This window comes from Methylobacterium sp. 13MFTsu3.1M2 (assembly GCF_900112625.1).
Taxonomy (GTDB): domain Bacteria; phylum Pseudomonadota; class Alphaproteobacteria; order Rhizobiales; family Beijerinckiaceae; genus Methylobacterium.
Genome location: NZ_FOMM01000014.1, coordinates 154909 through 168421, shown reverse-complemented (window position 1 = coordinate 168421; position 13513 = coordinate 154909). Strand labels below are relative to the sequence as shown.

The following is a 13513-nucleotide window of genomic DNA, read 5'->3' as shown; positions in this document are numbered from 1 at the left end:
ACAAGGATCGCCGGCGGTGCCGGCCCCGGTGTCGTTGCCGGACGGGGCGCGAAACCGCCGCATTTGGCGTGCGGAAACCGTCCTGCGGCGTGCCTGACGGTCGCGCATCGCGGCGGAACATTCGAGAACGGGATGCATGGCCAAGGGTCGGGGCAGGATTGAGCCGAACTTCGACGTGCCCGAAGGGCGCGCGCGGGATCGCGGCGAACTCGACCTGCGCCTGACTCGTGAGGACCGTCCCGGGGCAGGAGACGGCGTGGCGAAGCGATCGGGCGGCGGAGCGCGGCAGCCGAACAAGGCGCCGGCGCGGACAACGGGGCGGGCGAAGGCCTCGGGTCGCGGCCGACGCCGGCGTTCCTGGCTCGGCCGCATCGTCTACGGCTGCGTCGTCCTCGGCCTCTGGGGGGTGATCGGGCTCGCGGGGCTCATCGCTTACCACGCCTCGCAGCTGCCACCGATCGACCAGCTCGCGGTGCCGAAGCGTCCGCCCAACATCGCGATCCTGGCGAGCGACGGCTCCCTGCTCGCCAATCGCGGTGAGACCGGCGGCCGCGTCGTGTCGATCAAGGAGCTGCCGCCCTACCTGCCGCGCGCCTTCGTGGCGATCGAGGATCGGCGCTTCTACCAGCATTTCGGCGTCGACCCGGTCGGCATCATGCGGGCCATCGGCCAGAACCTGACCCGGCGCGGCGTGGCGCAGGGCGGCTCGACCCTCACACAGCAGCTCGCCAAGAACCTGTTCCTGACCCCGGAGCGCTCGGCCTCGCGCAAGATCCAGGAGGCGATCCTCGCGCTCTGGCTCGAGCACAAGTACACGAAGGACGAGATCCTCGAACTCTACCTGAACCGCGTCTATTTCGGCGCCGGCGCCTACGGCGTCGAGGCGGCGGCGCAGCGCTATTTCGGCAAGCCTGCCAAGGAGGTGAGCCTCGCGCAGGCCGCGATGCTCGGCGGCCTCGTGCAGGCGCCCTCGCGCCTCGCCCCGAACCGCAACCTCCCGGCCGCCCAGGCCCGCGCCGCGCAGGTGCTCGCCGCCATGCAGGAGCTGGGCTTCGCGTCGGCGCAGGACGTCAAGGTGGCGCTCGCCCAGCCGGCGAAGCCCGCCAACGCCCGCGGCGGCGGGTCGGCCAACTACGTCGCCGACCTCGTGATGGACGTGCTCGACGATTACGTCGGCAAGTTCGACACCGACATCACGGTCCAGACCACGGTCGATCCGAGCCTCCAGGCGGCGGCCGAGAAGGCGCTCACCGACGAGCTCAACGCCAAGGGCACGCGCTACAACGTCAGCCAGGGGGCGCTGGTCTCGATGCGGCCGGACGGCGCCATCCGCGCCCTGATCGGCGGCCGCGACTACGCGCAGAGCCAGTTCAACCGGGCCACGACCGCCAAGCGTCAGCCCGGCTCCTCGTTCAAGCCCTTCGTTTACCTCGCGGCCGTGGAGCACGGCGCCACGCCCGACACGGTCCGGGAGGACGCGCCGATCCGGATCGGCAACTGGGCGCCGGAGAACTACTCCCACCGCTACGAGGGTCCCGTCACCCTGCGGACGGCGCTCGCCCAGTCGCTCAACACCGTCGCGGTGCGCCTCGGCCAGGAGGTCGGGCCGAAGACCGTGGTCCAGACAGCCCAGCGGCTCGGCATCACCTCGCCGCTCCAGGCCAACGGCTCCATCGCCCTCGGCACTTCCGAGGTCACGCTCCTGGAGATGGTCGGCGCCTACGGGGCCTTCGCCAACGGCGGCATCGGCGTGATCCCCTACGTGGTCACCGCCGTGAAGAGCCAGGACGGGAAGGTCCTCTACAAGCGCTCCGACAACGGTCTGGGCCGGGTCATCGACGCCAACGCCGACGGCATGATGAACGCCATGATGCACGAGACCTTCGTCAGCGGCACCGGCAAGAAGGCCGACATCCCCGGCTGGGACCTCGCGGGCAAGAGCGGCACCACCCAGGATTATCGCGACGCGTGGTTCATGGGCTTCTCGGGCAGCCTCGTGACCGGCGTCTGGCTCGGCAACGACGACGGCGAGCTCACCAAAAAGGTCACCGGCGGCAACCTGCCGGCGGAGATCTGGAAGACCTATATGACCCAGGCCCTGAAGGGGCAGACGCCGGTCCCGCTCCCGGGCCTCAACCGCTGGCGCCGCCAGCCGGAGACGACCGCCTCGGTGGCGAGCGCCGCTCCGGCGGGCCCGGGCGGGCTCCTGGGCCAGATCCTCGGCGAGCCGGAGGCCCCGGCGCCGCGCCAGGCCGCGCCGTCGCGGCGCGCGCCGAAGGACGACCGCAACTTCATCGAGAAGCTGTTCGGCATCGGTGACTGACGCTCCGCGGTCTCCGCATTCGTCGGGACCAGGCGGCGGCGCGCGTCGCGGGCGAGAGGCGGCCCGCGGCGCGCGCCGTCGCGCATCCGCGCGACTACGCCCGGGCTCCGGCTCAAGGCGACCGCGTCGAGGCGGGACTGACAGCCGCGGCGGCCTGTATTTGTATTAGCGGCGATTCAGCGCTTCTTAGTGCTGCCAATAACCGCTTTTTCAATCTTCGTGGATGTAAGATCGGGTGAACAGTAAGCCCGTCAACCGCAATGGCGCGGTTCGTGGCAGCCCGATCGAGCCCATGCTCCTGCGCGCGACCGCTACAGCGATCAGAGCTCACCTGGACGATCGCGCCTCGCGCCTGATCGCGGCGGCCGGCACATGCCTGCTGCTCTGCCTCGCGCTGCTCGGCGTCTATCTCTGCCTGGACCTGCGGGACGTCGCTTGGCACAACGCCCGCCGCAACGCCGGGAATCTCCTGGCGGTGATCGAGGAGGGCGTCGGCCACAGCCTGCGGGTCTACGACCTCTCGCTGCGGAACTCCGCACGGCTCGCGAGCCGCGCCGACATCGCGGCCCTGGACCCGGATATTCGGCGCCTGGCGCTGTTCGACACGGCTGTGGCGGGCTCCGGCCTCGGTCCGATCGCCGTCACGGACGCGGCCGGCGACGTCCGGCTGACGAGCGATCCCGGCGTGCGGACCCGGCCCAACATGCGCACGCTGCCGGAATTCGAGTTCCATCGGTCGAATCCCGAAGGCGGCCTGATCCTGTCCGGGCCGACCGTATCTCTCATGACCGGTGAGCCCATCATCCGCATGACCCGGCGGATCCGGACGCCCGACGGCTCATTCGCCGGGATCGTGTCGGGATCGATCAGGCTCGCGCATTTTCAGGCGCTGTTCGAGCGCCTGCACTTCGACGACGGCATCGCTCTGAACGTCTTCCACCGGGACGGGACGCTGCTGATCCGGGCGCCGGCACGGCCGGAGGCGCTCGGCCAGAACATCAGCGCGAGCCCCGGCTACAAGATGTACCGGGCCAAGCCGCGCGGCGAGTTCCAGGGACGCTCGTTCCTCGACGGCGTCGAGCGGGTCTACAGCTTCGCCGACCTCGACGACCTGCCGCTGATCGTGACCGTGGCGACGGACGTCGACAGCATCCGCAGCGTCTGGATCTACAAGGCGGCGATCGTCGCCGTCCTGATCCTGTGCCTCTGCCTCCTCGCCTTCGGCCTGACGATCCTGCTGCACCGGGAGGTCGGGCGCCACGTGGCCGCGGAAGCCTCCAGCCGCGAGGCCAACGCCGCGCTCGCCGTGCTCGCGCGGACCGACGGCCTGACGGGCCTGCCGAACCGGCGCAGCTACGACGAGCACTTCGCCGTGGAGTGGAAGCGGGCCGCACAGCTGCGGACGCCCCTGGCGCTGTTGATCGTCGATGCCGACCACTTCAAGCAGTTCAACGACCGCTTCGGTCACCAGCGTGGCGACGAAGCGCTGAAGGCGGTGGCGGAGTGCCTGCAACGTTCCCTCGATACCGCCGGGCTGAGCTTCCGGATCGGCGGCGAGGAGTTCGTCGCCCTGTTGCCGGGCGTCGACGCGACCGCCGCCAGCGTCGCGGCGGAGCGCGTCCGCCGGGCCGTGGTGAACCTCCGCATCCCCCACGCCCCGGAGGTCGGGGGCATCGCGACGGTGAGCATCGGCGTCGCCTGTGCCGACCCGGCCGGCGGCGATCCGCCTGAAGGGCTGTTCACGGCGGCCGACGGGGCCCTCTACGCGGCCAAGAAGGCCGGGCGCAACCGCGTCCGCGCCGCCGCGCCGGCGGATCCCGTGGCCCTGGCGCTGCGGGCCTGAGCGGCCCCGCGGCTCACAGCATCGGCAGCATCCGGGGCCGCGGTCCACGCGGGAAATGCGCGTCGATCAGGGCGATCTCGGCCGCACCGAGGTGCAGGTCCGCCGCGCCGGCATTCTCGACGGCCCGGTCCGGGCGACCGGTCTTGGGGATCGTGAACGTGCCCGGCAGCCGGGTCAGGTAGGCGAGGGCCACCGCGTAGGGCGTCGTGCCGTGGTTCTGCGCGATGCCCGCCAGGACGCGGCCGCCCGCGCTGGCCGGATCGGGGAAGTCGCCGCTGCCGAAGGGCGAGTAGCCCACCATGGCGACGCCGTGCTTCTCGCACCAGGGCAGCACGGCGTGCTCGATGGCCCGCTCGTTCAGGTGGTAGAGGACCTGATTGCAGGCGATCCGGTCCGGCCCCGCGATGGCCCGGACGCGATCGAGATCCTCGACGTCGAAGTTGCTGACGCCCCAGGACAGGATCTTGCCGGCCCGGCGCAGATCCTCGAAGCCCGCGATCGTCTCCTCGAGCGGGTGCTGACCCGGCCAGTGCAGCAGGTAGCAGTCCAGCCGGTCCGTCCGCAGACGCTGGAGCGACGCCTCACAGGCCCGCGCGACGCCCCGGCGCGTCGCGTTACCGGGCACCACCTTGGAGACGAGGAACACCTCCTCGCGGCAATCCGCGACGGCGGCGGCGACGATCGCCTCCGCGTCCCCGTACATCTCCGCGGTGTCGATATGGGTCATGCCGGCGTCGATCCCGGCCCGCAGCGCCCGGACCGCGTCCGTCCGGTCCGAACTGTCGATGTGCCACGTGCCCTGGCCGATCACCGGCACAGAGACGCGCGTCGCGCCGAAGCTCCTGGCGTACATGGCAGCGCTCCCTCTTCGCTGTCACAGGGGGTTGCTGGCGGCGGTCCGGTCGAGTCCCGGGCCGCCGGCGTATCACGGCTCGGCCGCGCAACAACCCGGCACGCCTTACTCGCGCCATCTTGGGGCGTTGAGCAATGGCATGCGGCCTCCCGCGGCGCTAAACTTTAGGCCCATGCCCGAAGTCCGGCGGCGCGGGCTCGCCGAGTCTGCGCCGCCCCGCGCAGTGCCGCCGCGCAGGGCCACGCGACGCCCGGACCCGCGCACGGTCCGTCGGCTGGCCATGCTGGAGATGCCTCGATGCTGCCGGCCCACCGGATATTCTGGGGTCTGATCCTGCTGGCGGCGGCCGGCGCGGGGTTGCTCTACAACATCATCTTCGCGGCCGGCGCCTCGCCCCTCGCCGGCTTCACGTACGGCCTCTGCATGGGCGCCACGGTGCTGGCCTTCGACCGCGGGCTGATCCTGGCCGGCCTGCAGGCGAAGATCCGGCGGCTGCCGGCCTGGCTCTACGTGCTGGCCGCGGAACTCGCCTACGTCCTGATGATCATGGCGGGCAACGCCCTGGGCGGCCTGCTCGTCTGGGCGTTCGCCCTGACACCGGACGACCTCACGACCGCGACCCGCATGACCGCGCGGGTGCTGGCCTACGCCCTCGCCGTGTCGGGCCTGCTGGTCTTCGTCATACGGATGCGCGACCTGATCGGCGGCGAGGTGTTCGTGAACTTCATGATCGGCCGCTACCACAAGCCGGTGGCGGAGGAGCGGGTCTTCCTGTTCCTCGACGTGGTCGGCTCCACGGCCTTCGCGGAGACCCACGGCGACCTGCGCGCGCAGGAATATCTCAGCGCCGTGTTCGCCACGCTCGCCGAGCCGGTGCGGCGCAACGGCGGCTCGGTGGACGACTATATCGGCGATCTCGCCATGGTGACGTGGCCGATGGCCCGTGGCCTGAAGGACGCGCGCTGCGTGACCTGCGTGTTCGAGGTGCTCGACCGGATCGAGGCCGACGCCGCGGCCTGGACCGCCCGGTTCGGGACGGTCCCGCGGCTCCGGGCGGCGCTGCACGGCGGCTCGGTGGTCACGGCCGAAGTCGGGGTCGACCGCCACAAGATCGCGTATTTCGGCGACGCCGTGAACGTGACGTCGCGGATCGAGGCCCTGTGCCGCCCGCTGGGCGTCGGCATCCTGATCTCGCAGGATCTGCTCAACCGCCTCCCGCGCCTTCCGGCCGGCGTCCGGGCACGGTCCCTCGGCGCCCACGCGCTCCGCGGCCGCGGCGCGCCGCTGTCGGTGGCGACGCTCGAGCGCGGACCCGCCGAGACCGCGCCCGTGGCGGATCTGGCGCCGCGCCGCGCCGCGGTCGCCCGCTGATGGCCGGGGCGAGCACCGCGCGGGCGAACACCCTGATCGCCGTGAAGATGGCGCTGCGCTTCGGGCTGCCGCTGATCGGGCTCGCGGTCTTCGGCCGCGCCGTCGTTCTGTCGGTGGGCGGCGATATCGAGCACGGCCAGTTCGCCCTGGGCGTGCTCCTGATCCTGGCGGGTTTCACCTCGAAGCTGGTGCCCCGGCCATGAGCGACGCGCCGGCGCGCCCGCCGATCTACCTCGACGCCGATGCCTGCCCGGTCAAGGACGAGACCTACCGGGTCGCCGAGCGCTACGGCCTGACCGTCCACGTCGTCGCCAACAGCGTGCTGAACCTGCCGCGCGAGCCCTGGATCGAGCGCGTGGTCGTCGGCCCGGAACTCGACGCCGCCGACGACTGGATCGCCGCGCGGGCCGGACCCGGGAGCATCGTCCTCACCGCCGACGTTCCGCTGGCCGCGCGCTGCGTGAAGGCCGGCGCCACGGTCCTGGCGTTCACTGGGAAGCCGTTCAGCGAGGCCGGGATCGGTCTCGCCCTCGCGACGCGCGACTTGATGCAATCGTTGCGCGAGGCCGGGACCATCACGGGCGGGCCGAAACCGTTCTCGCGCGCCGACCGGTCGGCCTTCCTGTCCGCCCTCGACCGGGCGGTGAACCGGATCCTGCGCGAGCGGCCGAAGCCGGTCTGAGCACCGGTCCCAGGCGCGACGGCGTTCCCCGCGCGGGAGGTCTCAGGCCTCGGCCGCCGGGACGAGGGCCTTGAGCGCCTCGTTGATGCGGTCCTGCCAGCCCGGGCCGTCTTTCTGGAAATGCGCGAGCACGGCGCTGTCGAGGCGCAGGCTCACCACTTCCCGAGATCCTGGGACCGTTGCCGGCCGCGGCGCGGCCTGAGGCGGCGGAGCGGCCGTCTTCGGGCTCGTCGCGGCCCGGAAGGCCGCCTCGGCTGCCGCGCGCGGGTCGGTGAAGCGGCGGCGGTTGCGGTCTTCGGCCATCGACCTCTAGCCCTTCGCGGTCGTCTTCTTCGGCGCGGCCTTCTTCGCGCTGCCCTTGGCGGCCGCCTTGGCTTCCTTCTCGGCCGCCTTGGCCTGCGCGTCCGCGGCCTCCTTGGCGAGCCGGAGCGAGCGCAGCCGCACCGTCCGCTCGTCCATCGCCTTGATGGCCGCGTGGTGCTCCGCCATCGCCTGGGCGCCCTCGCGAGCCATGCGCTCCGCCCGTTCCGCGCGCTCGGCGCGGTTCTCCGCCCGGGTCTTGGCTTCCGCCTCCGCGTCGCGGGTGGCATTCACCTCGTCGAGGTCGTACTCAGTGTCGTCGTTCATCCTGTCCCTTTCACCCCGGCTCGACGGGTCCGACCCGGCGCAGCCTGCGCGGGACGGGGTCTGAGCGGGTCCGGCCTGTTCGAGGGGCGGGGGGCAAGGCCGGATCGGCGCCCTCCCGCATCGCCGTCAGGCGCGCGGGGAAGGCAGGTTCACGAAGGCTTTAGCATGCCCGCGCGGCCGATGGCGAATCCGGATCGCCGGGTGGGACTGACGGCGCACACCATTCGTACGCGTTCGCCGGACGATCCGGATCGGGCTCGCGGTCGGCCGGGCGGGATCCGGCCCGGATCGTCCTCCGATCAGCGCACGCGGAAGTTGAGCGGAATGGAGACCGACAGGCTGGACTGCGTCACGCCGGGGGGCGCCGCCGGCATCGAGCCGCGCACCGCCGCGAGGGCGGCGCTGTCGATCTGGCCGACGCCGCTGGACCGGGCCACGCCGGCGCCCGTCACCTGACCCGAGCGCATCACGGTGAAGCGCACCACCGCGGTCCCGCCGCCGGTGCCGACGGCCGCGTTCACGTTCATCCGGCTGTGGATCGCCGCGCTGATGGCGCCCTGCCACTGGCGCATGGCGCTCGGATCGTTGCCCGCGGCGGCCCGGCCGGCCGCGTTAGCCCGCGAGGCCGACGCCGAACTCCGCTCGGCGCCAGCCCGTGCCTTGGCCTCGCGCGCCTTCGCCTCGCGCGCAGCCTTGGCCTTGGCCTCGCGGATCTCCTCCAGGCGCTCCTGCCGCGCCTCCTCGCGCTTCTGCTCGCGGAGCTTCTCCTCCCGGATCTTGCGCAGCTTGGCCTCGCGCTCCGCCTTCAGCTTCGCCGGATCGGGCGTCGGCTTGGGCGGCTCCTCGGACTTGGCGACCTCGGTGGGCGGCGGCGCCAGCGGCTCGGCGGCCTCGGACGCGGAGGTGATCACCTGGCTCTGCGCCTCCACGGGCTGAGCCTCCTGCGGCATCTCGACCGCCTGGGTGTCCTCCGGCTTCACCTCGGTCATCTCGGTCGGCGGCGGCGGCTGGACGGCCTCGTCGGGCGGCGTGTCCACCGGCTTCGCCTCCGGCGGGGCTTCCTGGCTCATCTGCTGCTCCGCCGGGGCCTCGGTGGCCGCGTCGGTCATGAGCGGCGCGAGGTCGACGGTGATCTGCTGCTCGCCGGGCGGTGCGGGCGGGGAGAGCCGCAGGAACATCACGGCGGCGAGCACGCAGGCGTGCAGCCCGAGGGCGACCAGGAAAGCGGCGAGCAGCCCGGACGGGCGGCGCTCGCCGAGACCGGCCGGCATATCCGTCGACGTGTAGGTGCTCATCGGCTCAGCGCGCGGTCCCTGCGGGGGCAGCGGGGGCGGCCGGGGCGGCGCCAGGCGAGGCCGGAGCGGCGCCGCCGGGCGACTGCGCGATCAGCGACACCTTGGTGAAGCCGGCCTGCCCGACGAGGCCCATGACCTCCATGACCTTGCCGTAGGGCACGTCGCGGTCGCCGCGCACGAGGATCACCTGATCCTTGTCGGCCGCCGCCATCTCGCGCAGGCGCGGCACGATGCTCTCCATCGTGAACACCTCCTTGGCGATGGACGGGTTGCCGTCCTTGTCGACCGTCACCTCGGCGGGCTTCTTCGACTGCGCGACCTTGGGCGCCGCGGTCTTCGGCAGCTGGACCGGCACGCCAGTGGTCATCAGCGGTGCGGCGACCATGAAGATGATCAGCAGCACGAGCATCACGTCGACCATCGGGGTGACGTTGATGTCGGACATCGGCACATCGTCGAGGTCGTCGTCGTCGTTCGCGCGAATGGATCCCATCGCCATGGGGCGTCTCCGGTACCTTTACGTTCGGCTCTCTGGGGGCTGGCGCCGGCCGCGCTACTCGGCGGCCGCGCGGTGGGCGCCGGCGCGGTCGCGCGCGAGGCGGTTGCCCAGGACCGAGATATAGGACGAGAAGGTGCTCTGGATGCCGCTCACGTCGCTCGAAAGCTTGTTGTAGGCCATCACCGCCGGGATCGCGACGACGAGACCGATCGCCGTGGCGAACAGCGCCTCCGCGATGCCCGGCGCCACGACGGCGAGGGAGGTGTCCTGGCTCCGGGCGATGGACGAGAACGAGTTCATGATGCCCCAGACGGTGCCGAACAGGCCGACGAACGGGGCCGTGGAGCCGGAGGTCGCCAGCAGCGACAGGCCGGTGCGCAGGCGCTTCACCTCGATGGCGAGGGCGCCCTTCATCGCCCGCTCGATGCGGTCGCGGCGCTCGGCCCGGGTCTCGGAGGAATCCTGATCGCGCCACGCGTCGATCGCCGCCTTCACCACGTGGCCGGCGATGCCGCGATGCTCGCCGTCGAGGCTGCCCCCGGAGCGGACCAGATTCGCGAAGGCCTTGGCCTGGCGCCGCGCGGCGGCGAGCCGGATGACCTTCTCGAACACCACCGTCCAGCAGGCGATCGAGGCGATCACCAGCAGGATCATCACGCCCTTCACGATCGGGTCGGCCTGCAGGAACAGGCCGAGGAACGAGAAGTCGTGGGCCGCCTCGATCGGGGCTTGTGTCGGGTCCATCGCGGGCTCCTGGCGTCCTGGTCTCACGCGGCGTCGCGCCGCCATCGTCTCGGGGTGCGGCGAAAGCCGCAGGCCGCCCGGCGGCTCTCGCCGCCGGGCGGTTTGGTCTCGTCAGCCGTCACACCATCCGCATCAGCGGTCGAACGGCAGGCCGGCCTTGCTGTCGGTCTCGGTCCGCTCGAGGCAGGCCTCGCGGCCCGGATCGCCGCCGTCGCAGGTCAGGACGTCGTTCAGGAGGACGCGACCGACCTTGTTGCAGGCGATGCCGGGGAAATCGAAGATCTTCACGGTGGTCTTCTTCGGCGGCAGCGGCCCGAGTTCGACCGCCACGCGCTTCTGCGCGACGCCGTCGGGGTCGAAGGCGAAGAGATCCACCTTGTAGGACTTGAGGCCCGAACCCTTGTTGTCGATCACCATGGTGATCCGGCAGGCCTCGCCCGCGGTCTCGACCTTGTTGAGCTGCAACTTGATCGGCGCCTTCTCGGACGCGTCCTGCGCCAGGGCCGACACGACGAGCAGCGCCGAGAGCGCGAAGCAGGCCGCCGTGTCGAGGGCGACACGCCCGATCCGACGGCGGTACAGGGGAGCGCGCAGGGCAAGCACCGTGACAAAGTCCTCTTCGAGTTCGCGCCGGCCGGCGGCTCGGGCCGCGCGGTCCGGGGTGACGGGGAGCCGGATCAGTGCAGCACCGTTCCGGCGGGGCAGGAGGCCGGGGCGAGGCGCTCGGCCGCCGCGTCGAGCGGCCCGACCGCGGCGCGGACCGCCGCCACGAGGCGCGGCGCCGCGTCCTGGCCGGTGATCTCGGCCGCGGCGGCCTCGAGATCCGCCCAGAGGCGCTGCCGGCCCCGGTTGATCAGCTTCACCAGCGCGCATTCGTGGCCGGTCACGCGGCAGCAGCTCGCTGGCATGAACGACCAGTCGCCGTCGCGTTCCGTGCGGAGCGCCCGGATGATCGCGACCACGCAGGCGACGAAGCGGCACCCTTCCGTCGGCCCGAGCAACTGCTCGGCCCCGTCGAAGGCCGCGTTCCAGCAGGCGACGTCGCTGGTCATGTAGCCGGCCGCCACGAAGCGGGCCACCGACAGGGCCAGAATGTCGGCCTCGTCGCCGCACACGTCTGCGACGCGCCGCATCGCCGCGTGGTCCGACGGGGTCATGGGCGTGCTCACGGCTCCGGCGCCTCGCGGAAATGGATCGCGGCGATCGAGCTCGGGAGCCGGATCGTCGCCTGCCGCGGCAGTATCCAGGCCCGCCGCCCGGATCAAGGCCCGGCGAGAAAATCAGAGCAGTTCCAAACTGTTAGAAGAAAGCGTGGCCGTTGCAGGCTTTGCCTATCGATCCCGCATAAATTTGCCGAAACTTCCCGGAAATGCGCGACCACGGGTCGCCGTCGATTCCGGTCCCCTCCCTTGATGGCCCGGAAGGCCTTGGCCATATCTCCGAATCGCCGGCGTCGTCGCGTCCGGCGGAGCGCTGCCCCGGGCGGGCTCCTGTCGACGAGGTGCTCGAGCATCCTGGGATTGCGGCAGATCCCGGGGTCGGAGGCTTCGCTTTCTGGATGATGGCCGCGATGACTCGATCCTCGCCCTTCGGGCACCCGTTCCTGCTCGGCTTCGACGAGATCGAGCAGGCCCTCGACCGGGTCTCCAAGGCCGCCAACGACGGCTACCCCCCCTACAACATCGAGCGCCTGCCCCGCACCGAGAGCGAGCCCGAGCGCCTGCGGATCACCCTGGCGGTGGCCGGCTTCACCCGCGATCAGCTGGACGTGATGCTGGAGGAGAGCCAGCTCGTCGTGCGCGGCCGGCAGGTCGACGAGCGCGAGCGCCACTTCCTGCACCGCGGCATCGCGGCGCGGCAGTTCCAGCGGGCCTTCCTGCTCGCGGACGGCATGGAGGTGCTCGGCGCCGACCTCGCCAACGGCCTCCTGTCGATCGATCTGGTCCGGCCGGAGCCGGACCGCATCGTGCGCAAGATCGATATCGGCGCCCGCGGCTGACGCCGACCGATTGATTGGCCGGCGCGGATCCCCACATCAGGGTGGAGCCGCCGATGCCTTCAGGATCGGCGGTGGACGCTCTGCCACCCCAGGAGGGCTTTATGACCGATCTGAATCCGTCTCCTCTGACCCCCGCCGATCTCGATCCGGCCGATTTCCAGCCGGCCGATCTCGCGGCGCTGGGCGAGGGGCACATCGCCTACGTCCGGCCGATCCGGTCCGACGAGGTCCGCCGCTTCTTCCCGCAGGCCCCCGAGCTGACGCCCGGCCTCGACCTGTTCGCCCTGCTCTCGGCGAGCGGCGCGCCGATCCTGCTCGCCGATTCGCGGGACGTCGTGCTGGCCAACGCCGCCGCGCACGACCTGCAGCCCGTCAGCCTGCATTGACCCTGCACCCGACCCGCTGAGAGGCCTGGCCGGGAGACCGGTCAGGCGATCTCGGCCACCGCCGCCACGAGCCGCGCGATGTCCTGCGGCCGCGACAGGCGGTGGTCGCCGTCGGCGATCAGCGTCAGCACCGTCCCTTCGGCCGGCAGGCGGTCGAGGATCCTCAGGGCGTGCGTGTAGGGGACGTCGGTGTCCCGCATGCCCTGGAGGATGTGCACCGGGCAGCCCGGATCGACTTGGCCGCCCAGCATGCAGTGTCTGCGGCCGTCGTCGATCAGGGCCCGCGTGATCGGGTCCGGCTCCGGCGCGTAGTCGCTGGGCTTCCTGAGAACGCCGTCGCGGATCAGCATGGCGCGCGCCGCCTCGCTGAGGCGGTTCCAGATCAGCTCCTCGGTGAAGTCGAGGGCCGGCGCGATGAGCACCAGCCCCGCCGTGGCCTCCCCGCGCGCGGCCCGGTCGCGGGCCGCCAGGCAGGCGATCCAGCCGCCCATCGACGAGCCGACGAGCACCGGCGCCTCCGTCACGTAGGCCGCCAGGACCGCCTGCGCGTCCTCGAGCCACGACGAGATGGTGCAGTCCGTGAAGGTGCCGCCCGAGGCACCGTGCGCGGCGTAGTCGAACCGCAGGAGCGCCCGGCCCGTCCGTTCGGCCCAGGCATCGAGCGCCGTCGCCTTGGTCGCGGTCATGTCGGAGCGAAAGCCGCCGAGCCAGACCACCGGCGGCCCGCCGCCCGCGCGCACCCGCACGGCGATGCGGCGGGCCGCGTCGCCGATGCCGACGGTCAGGAACTCGGGGGCCGTATCCGTCATCGTACTCTCCGGTATCCCTGTCTCGACATGGAAGAAGTCCGGTCCTGAACGGTTCGGCTTCAACTCTCGTTTACCGGACCGT

16 protein-coding genes are annotated in these 13513 nt (G+C 71.8%); 7 read left to right on the top strand and 9 right to left on the bottom strand.

All coding sequences use genetic code 11. The features are described from left to right. The first annotated feature begins 136 nt into the window (after window positions 1-136). On the top strand, window positions 137-2323 hold the full coding sequence (locus BM314_RS15645; protein ID WP_091978863.1) for a transglycosylase domain-containing protein: 2187 nt from the start codon (window positions 137-139) through the stop codon (window positions 2321-2323). A 292-nt stretch (window positions 2324-2615) separates the two neighbouring features. Beyond that, window positions 2616-4166: a GGDEF domain-containing protein gene (locus BM314_RS15640; RefSeq protein WP_091978861.1), complete on the top strand. Its 1551-nt coding sequence runs from the start codon at window positions 2616-2618 to the stop codon at window positions 4164-4166. Between the two features lie 13 nt (window positions 4167-4179). Here the strand turns inward: BM314_RS15640 and BM314_RS15635 are convergent, their stop codons facing one another. Beyond that, window positions 4180-5019 (bottom strand): aldo/keto reductase, encoded by an 840-nt coding sequence (locus BM314_RS15635; RefSeq protein ID WP_056527978.1) that lies wholly within the window; start codon window positions 5017-5019, stop codon window positions 4180-4182. Window positions 5020-5316: 297 nt separating this feature from the next. On the opposite strand from BM314_RS15635, the gene BM314_RS15630 reads away from it, so the two are divergent. Genes BM314_RS15630 through BM314_RS15620 form a run of 3 tightly spaced genes read left to right on the top strand, consistent with a single transcriptional unit; the run spans window position 5317 to window position 7072 of the window. Continuing rightward, the gene (locus BM314_RS15630) at window positions 5317-6390 is read left to right on the top strand and encodes an adenylate/guanylate cyclase domain-containing protein (protein ID WP_056527981.1); all 1074 of its coding nucleotides are present in this window, start codon (window positions 5317-5319) and stop codon (window positions 6388-6390) included. After that, window positions 6390-6593 carry a hypothetical protein gene (locus tag BM314_RS15625; protein ID WP_056527984.1) on the top strand — a complete coding sequence of 68 codons (204 nt, stop codon included), beginning with the start codon at window positions 6390-6392 and terminating at the stop codon, window positions 6591-6593. Before BM314_RS15630 ends, BM314_RS15625 begins: the two co-directional genes overlap by 1 nt. Beyond that, window positions 6590-7072, top strand: a complete 483-nt coding sequence (locus BM314_RS15620; protein WP_091978859.1) for a YaiI/YqxD family protein — start codon at window positions 6590-6592, stop codon at window positions 7070-7072. Before BM314_RS15625 ends, BM314_RS15620 begins: the two co-directional genes overlap by 4 nt. A 42-nt stretch (window positions 7073-7114) precedes the next feature. On the opposite strand, the gene BM314_RS15615 is transcribed toward BM314_RS15620, so the two are convergent. The 7 genes from BM314_RS15615 to BM314_RS15585 all read right to left on the bottom strand — a co-directional run bounded on the left by BM314_RS15615 (window position 7115) and on the right by BM314_RS15585 (window position 11394). Continuing rightward, window positions 7115-7375 (bottom strand): BrnA antitoxin family protein, encoded by a 261-nt coding sequence (locus BM314_RS15615; RefSeq protein ID WP_056527989.1) that lies wholly within the window; start codon window positions 7373-7375, stop codon window positions 7115-7117. Window positions 7376-7381: 6 nt separating this feature from the next. Next, window positions 7382-7699 (bottom strand): hypothetical protein, encoded by a 318-nt coding sequence (locus BM314_RS15610; protein WP_020665400.1) that lies wholly within the window; start codon window positions 7697-7699, stop codon window positions 7382-7384. Window positions 7700-7998: 299 nt separating this feature from the next. Beyond that, window positions 7999-8994 (bottom strand): cell envelope integrity protein TolA, encoded by a 996-nt coding sequence (gene tolA / locus BM314_RS15605; RefSeq protein WP_056527992.1) that lies wholly within the window; start codon window positions 8992-8994, stop codon window positions 7999-8001. Between the two features lie 4 nt (window positions 8995-8998). Continuing rightward, complete coding sequence (locus tag BM314_RS15600; protein ID WP_056527994.1) at window positions 8999-9493, bottom strand: ExbD/TolR family protein; 495 nt, start codon at window positions 9491-9493, stop codon at window positions 8999-9001. 54 nt (window positions 9494-9547) lie between these two features. Further along, complete coding sequence (locus BM314_RS15595; protein WP_020092809.1) at window positions 9548-10237, bottom strand: MotA/TolQ/ExbB proton channel family protein; 690 nt, start codon at window positions 10235-10237, stop codon at window positions 9548-9550. Between the two features lie 132 nt (window positions 10238-10369). Beyond that, the gene (locus BM314_RS15590; RefSeq protein ID WP_091978857.1) at window positions 10370-10840 is read right to left on the bottom strand and encodes a Tat pathway signal protein; all 471 of its coding nucleotides are present in this window, start codon (window positions 10838-10840) and stop codon (window positions 10370-10372) included. A gap of 74 nt (window positions 10841-10914) precedes the next feature. Next, window positions 10915-11394 (bottom strand): hypothetical protein, encoded by a 480-nt coding sequence (locus BM314_RS15585; protein ID WP_091978855.1) that lies wholly within the window; start codon window positions 11392-11394, stop codon window positions 10915-10917. A 413-nt stretch (window positions 11395-11807) separates the two neighbouring features. Here BM314_RS15585 and BM314_RS15580 point away from each other — a divergent pair, with 413 nt between their 5' ends. Beyond that, window positions 11808-12236 (top strand): Hsp20 family protein, encoded by a 429-nt coding sequence (locus BM314_RS15580; protein ID WP_012320108.1) that lies wholly within the window; start codon window positions 11808-11810, stop codon window positions 12234-12236. A gap of 101 nt (window positions 12237-12337) precedes the next feature. Beyond that, window positions 12338-12622 carry a BQ00720 family protein gene (locus tag BM314_RS15575; protein WP_091978853.1) on the top strand — a complete coding sequence of 95 codons (285 nt, stop codon included), beginning with the start codon at window positions 12338-12340 and terminating at the stop codon, window positions 12620-12622. A gap of 41 nt (window positions 12623-12663) precedes the next feature. Here BM314_RS15575 and BM314_RS15570 read toward each other — a convergent pair whose 3' ends face one another. After that, the gene (locus tag BM314_RS15570) at window positions 12664-13431 is read right to left on the bottom strand and encodes an alpha/beta hydrolase (protein ID WP_091978851.1); all 768 of its coding nucleotides are present in this window, start codon (window positions 13429-13431) and stop codon (window positions 12664-12666) included. Window positions 13432-13513: the final 82 nt, after the last annotated feature.

Excerpts from the sequence above, each read along its gene's own strand:
- BM314_RS15645 (WP_091978863.1), top strand. The coding sequence starts at position 137 with ATGGCCAAGGGTCGGGGCAGGATTGAGCCGAACTTCGACGTGCCCGAA.
- BM314_RS15640 (WP_091978861.1), top strand. The coding sequence starts at position 2,616 with ATGCTCCTGCGCGCGACCGCTACAGCGATCAGAGCTCACCTGGACGAT.
- BM314_RS15635 (WP_056527978.1), bottom strand. The coding sequence starts at position 5,019 with ATGTACGCCAGGAGCTTCGGCGCGACGCGCGTCTCTGTGCCGGTGATC.
- BM314_RS15630 (WP_056527981.1), top strand. The coding sequence starts at position 5,317 with ATGCTGCCGGCCCACCGGATATTCTGGGGTCTGATCCTGCTGGCGGCG.
- BM314_RS15625 (WP_056527984.1), top strand. The coding sequence starts at position 6,390 with ATGGCCGGGGCGAGCACCGCGCGGGCGAACACCCTGATCGCCGTGAAG.
- BM314_RS15620 (WP_091978859.1), top strand. The coding sequence starts at position 6,590 with ATGAGCGACGCGCCGGCGCGCCCGCCGATCTACCTCGACGCCGATGCC.
- BM314_RS15615 (WP_056527989.1), bottom strand. The coding sequence starts at position 7,375 with ATGGCCGAAGACCGCAACCGCCGCCGCTTCACCGACCCGCGCGCGGCA.
- BM314_RS15610 (WP_020665400.1), bottom strand. The coding sequence starts at position 7,699 with ATGAACGACGACACTGAGTACGACCTCGACGAGGTGAATGCCACCCGC.
- tolA (WP_056527992.1), bottom strand. The coding sequence starts at position 8,994 with ATGAGCACCTACACGTCGACGGATATGCCGGCCGGTCTCGGCGAGCGC.
- BM314_RS15600 (WP_056527994.1), bottom strand. The coding sequence starts at position 9,493 with ATGGCGATGGGATCCATTCGCGCGAACGACGACGACGACCTCGACGAT.
- BM314_RS15595 (WP_020092809.1), bottom strand. The coding sequence starts at position 10,237 with ATGGACCCGACACAAGCCCCGATCGAGGCGGCCCACGACTTCTCGTTC.
- BM314_RS15585 (WP_091978855.1), bottom strand. The coding sequence starts at position 11,394 with ATGACCCCGTCGGACCACGCGGCGATGCGGCGCGTCGCAGACGTGTGC.
- BM314_RS15580 (WP_012320108.1), top strand. The coding sequence starts at position 11,808 with ATGACTCGATCCTCGCCCTTCGGGCACCCGTTCCTGCTCGGCTTCGAC.
- BM314_RS15575 (WP_091978853.1), top strand. The coding sequence starts at position 12,338 with ATGACCGATCTGAATCCGTCTCCTCTGACCCCCGCCGATCTCGATCCG.
- BM314_RS15570 (WP_091978851.1), bottom strand. The coding sequence starts at position 13,431 with ATGACGGATACGGCCCCCGAGTTCCTGACCGTCGGCATCGGCGACGCG.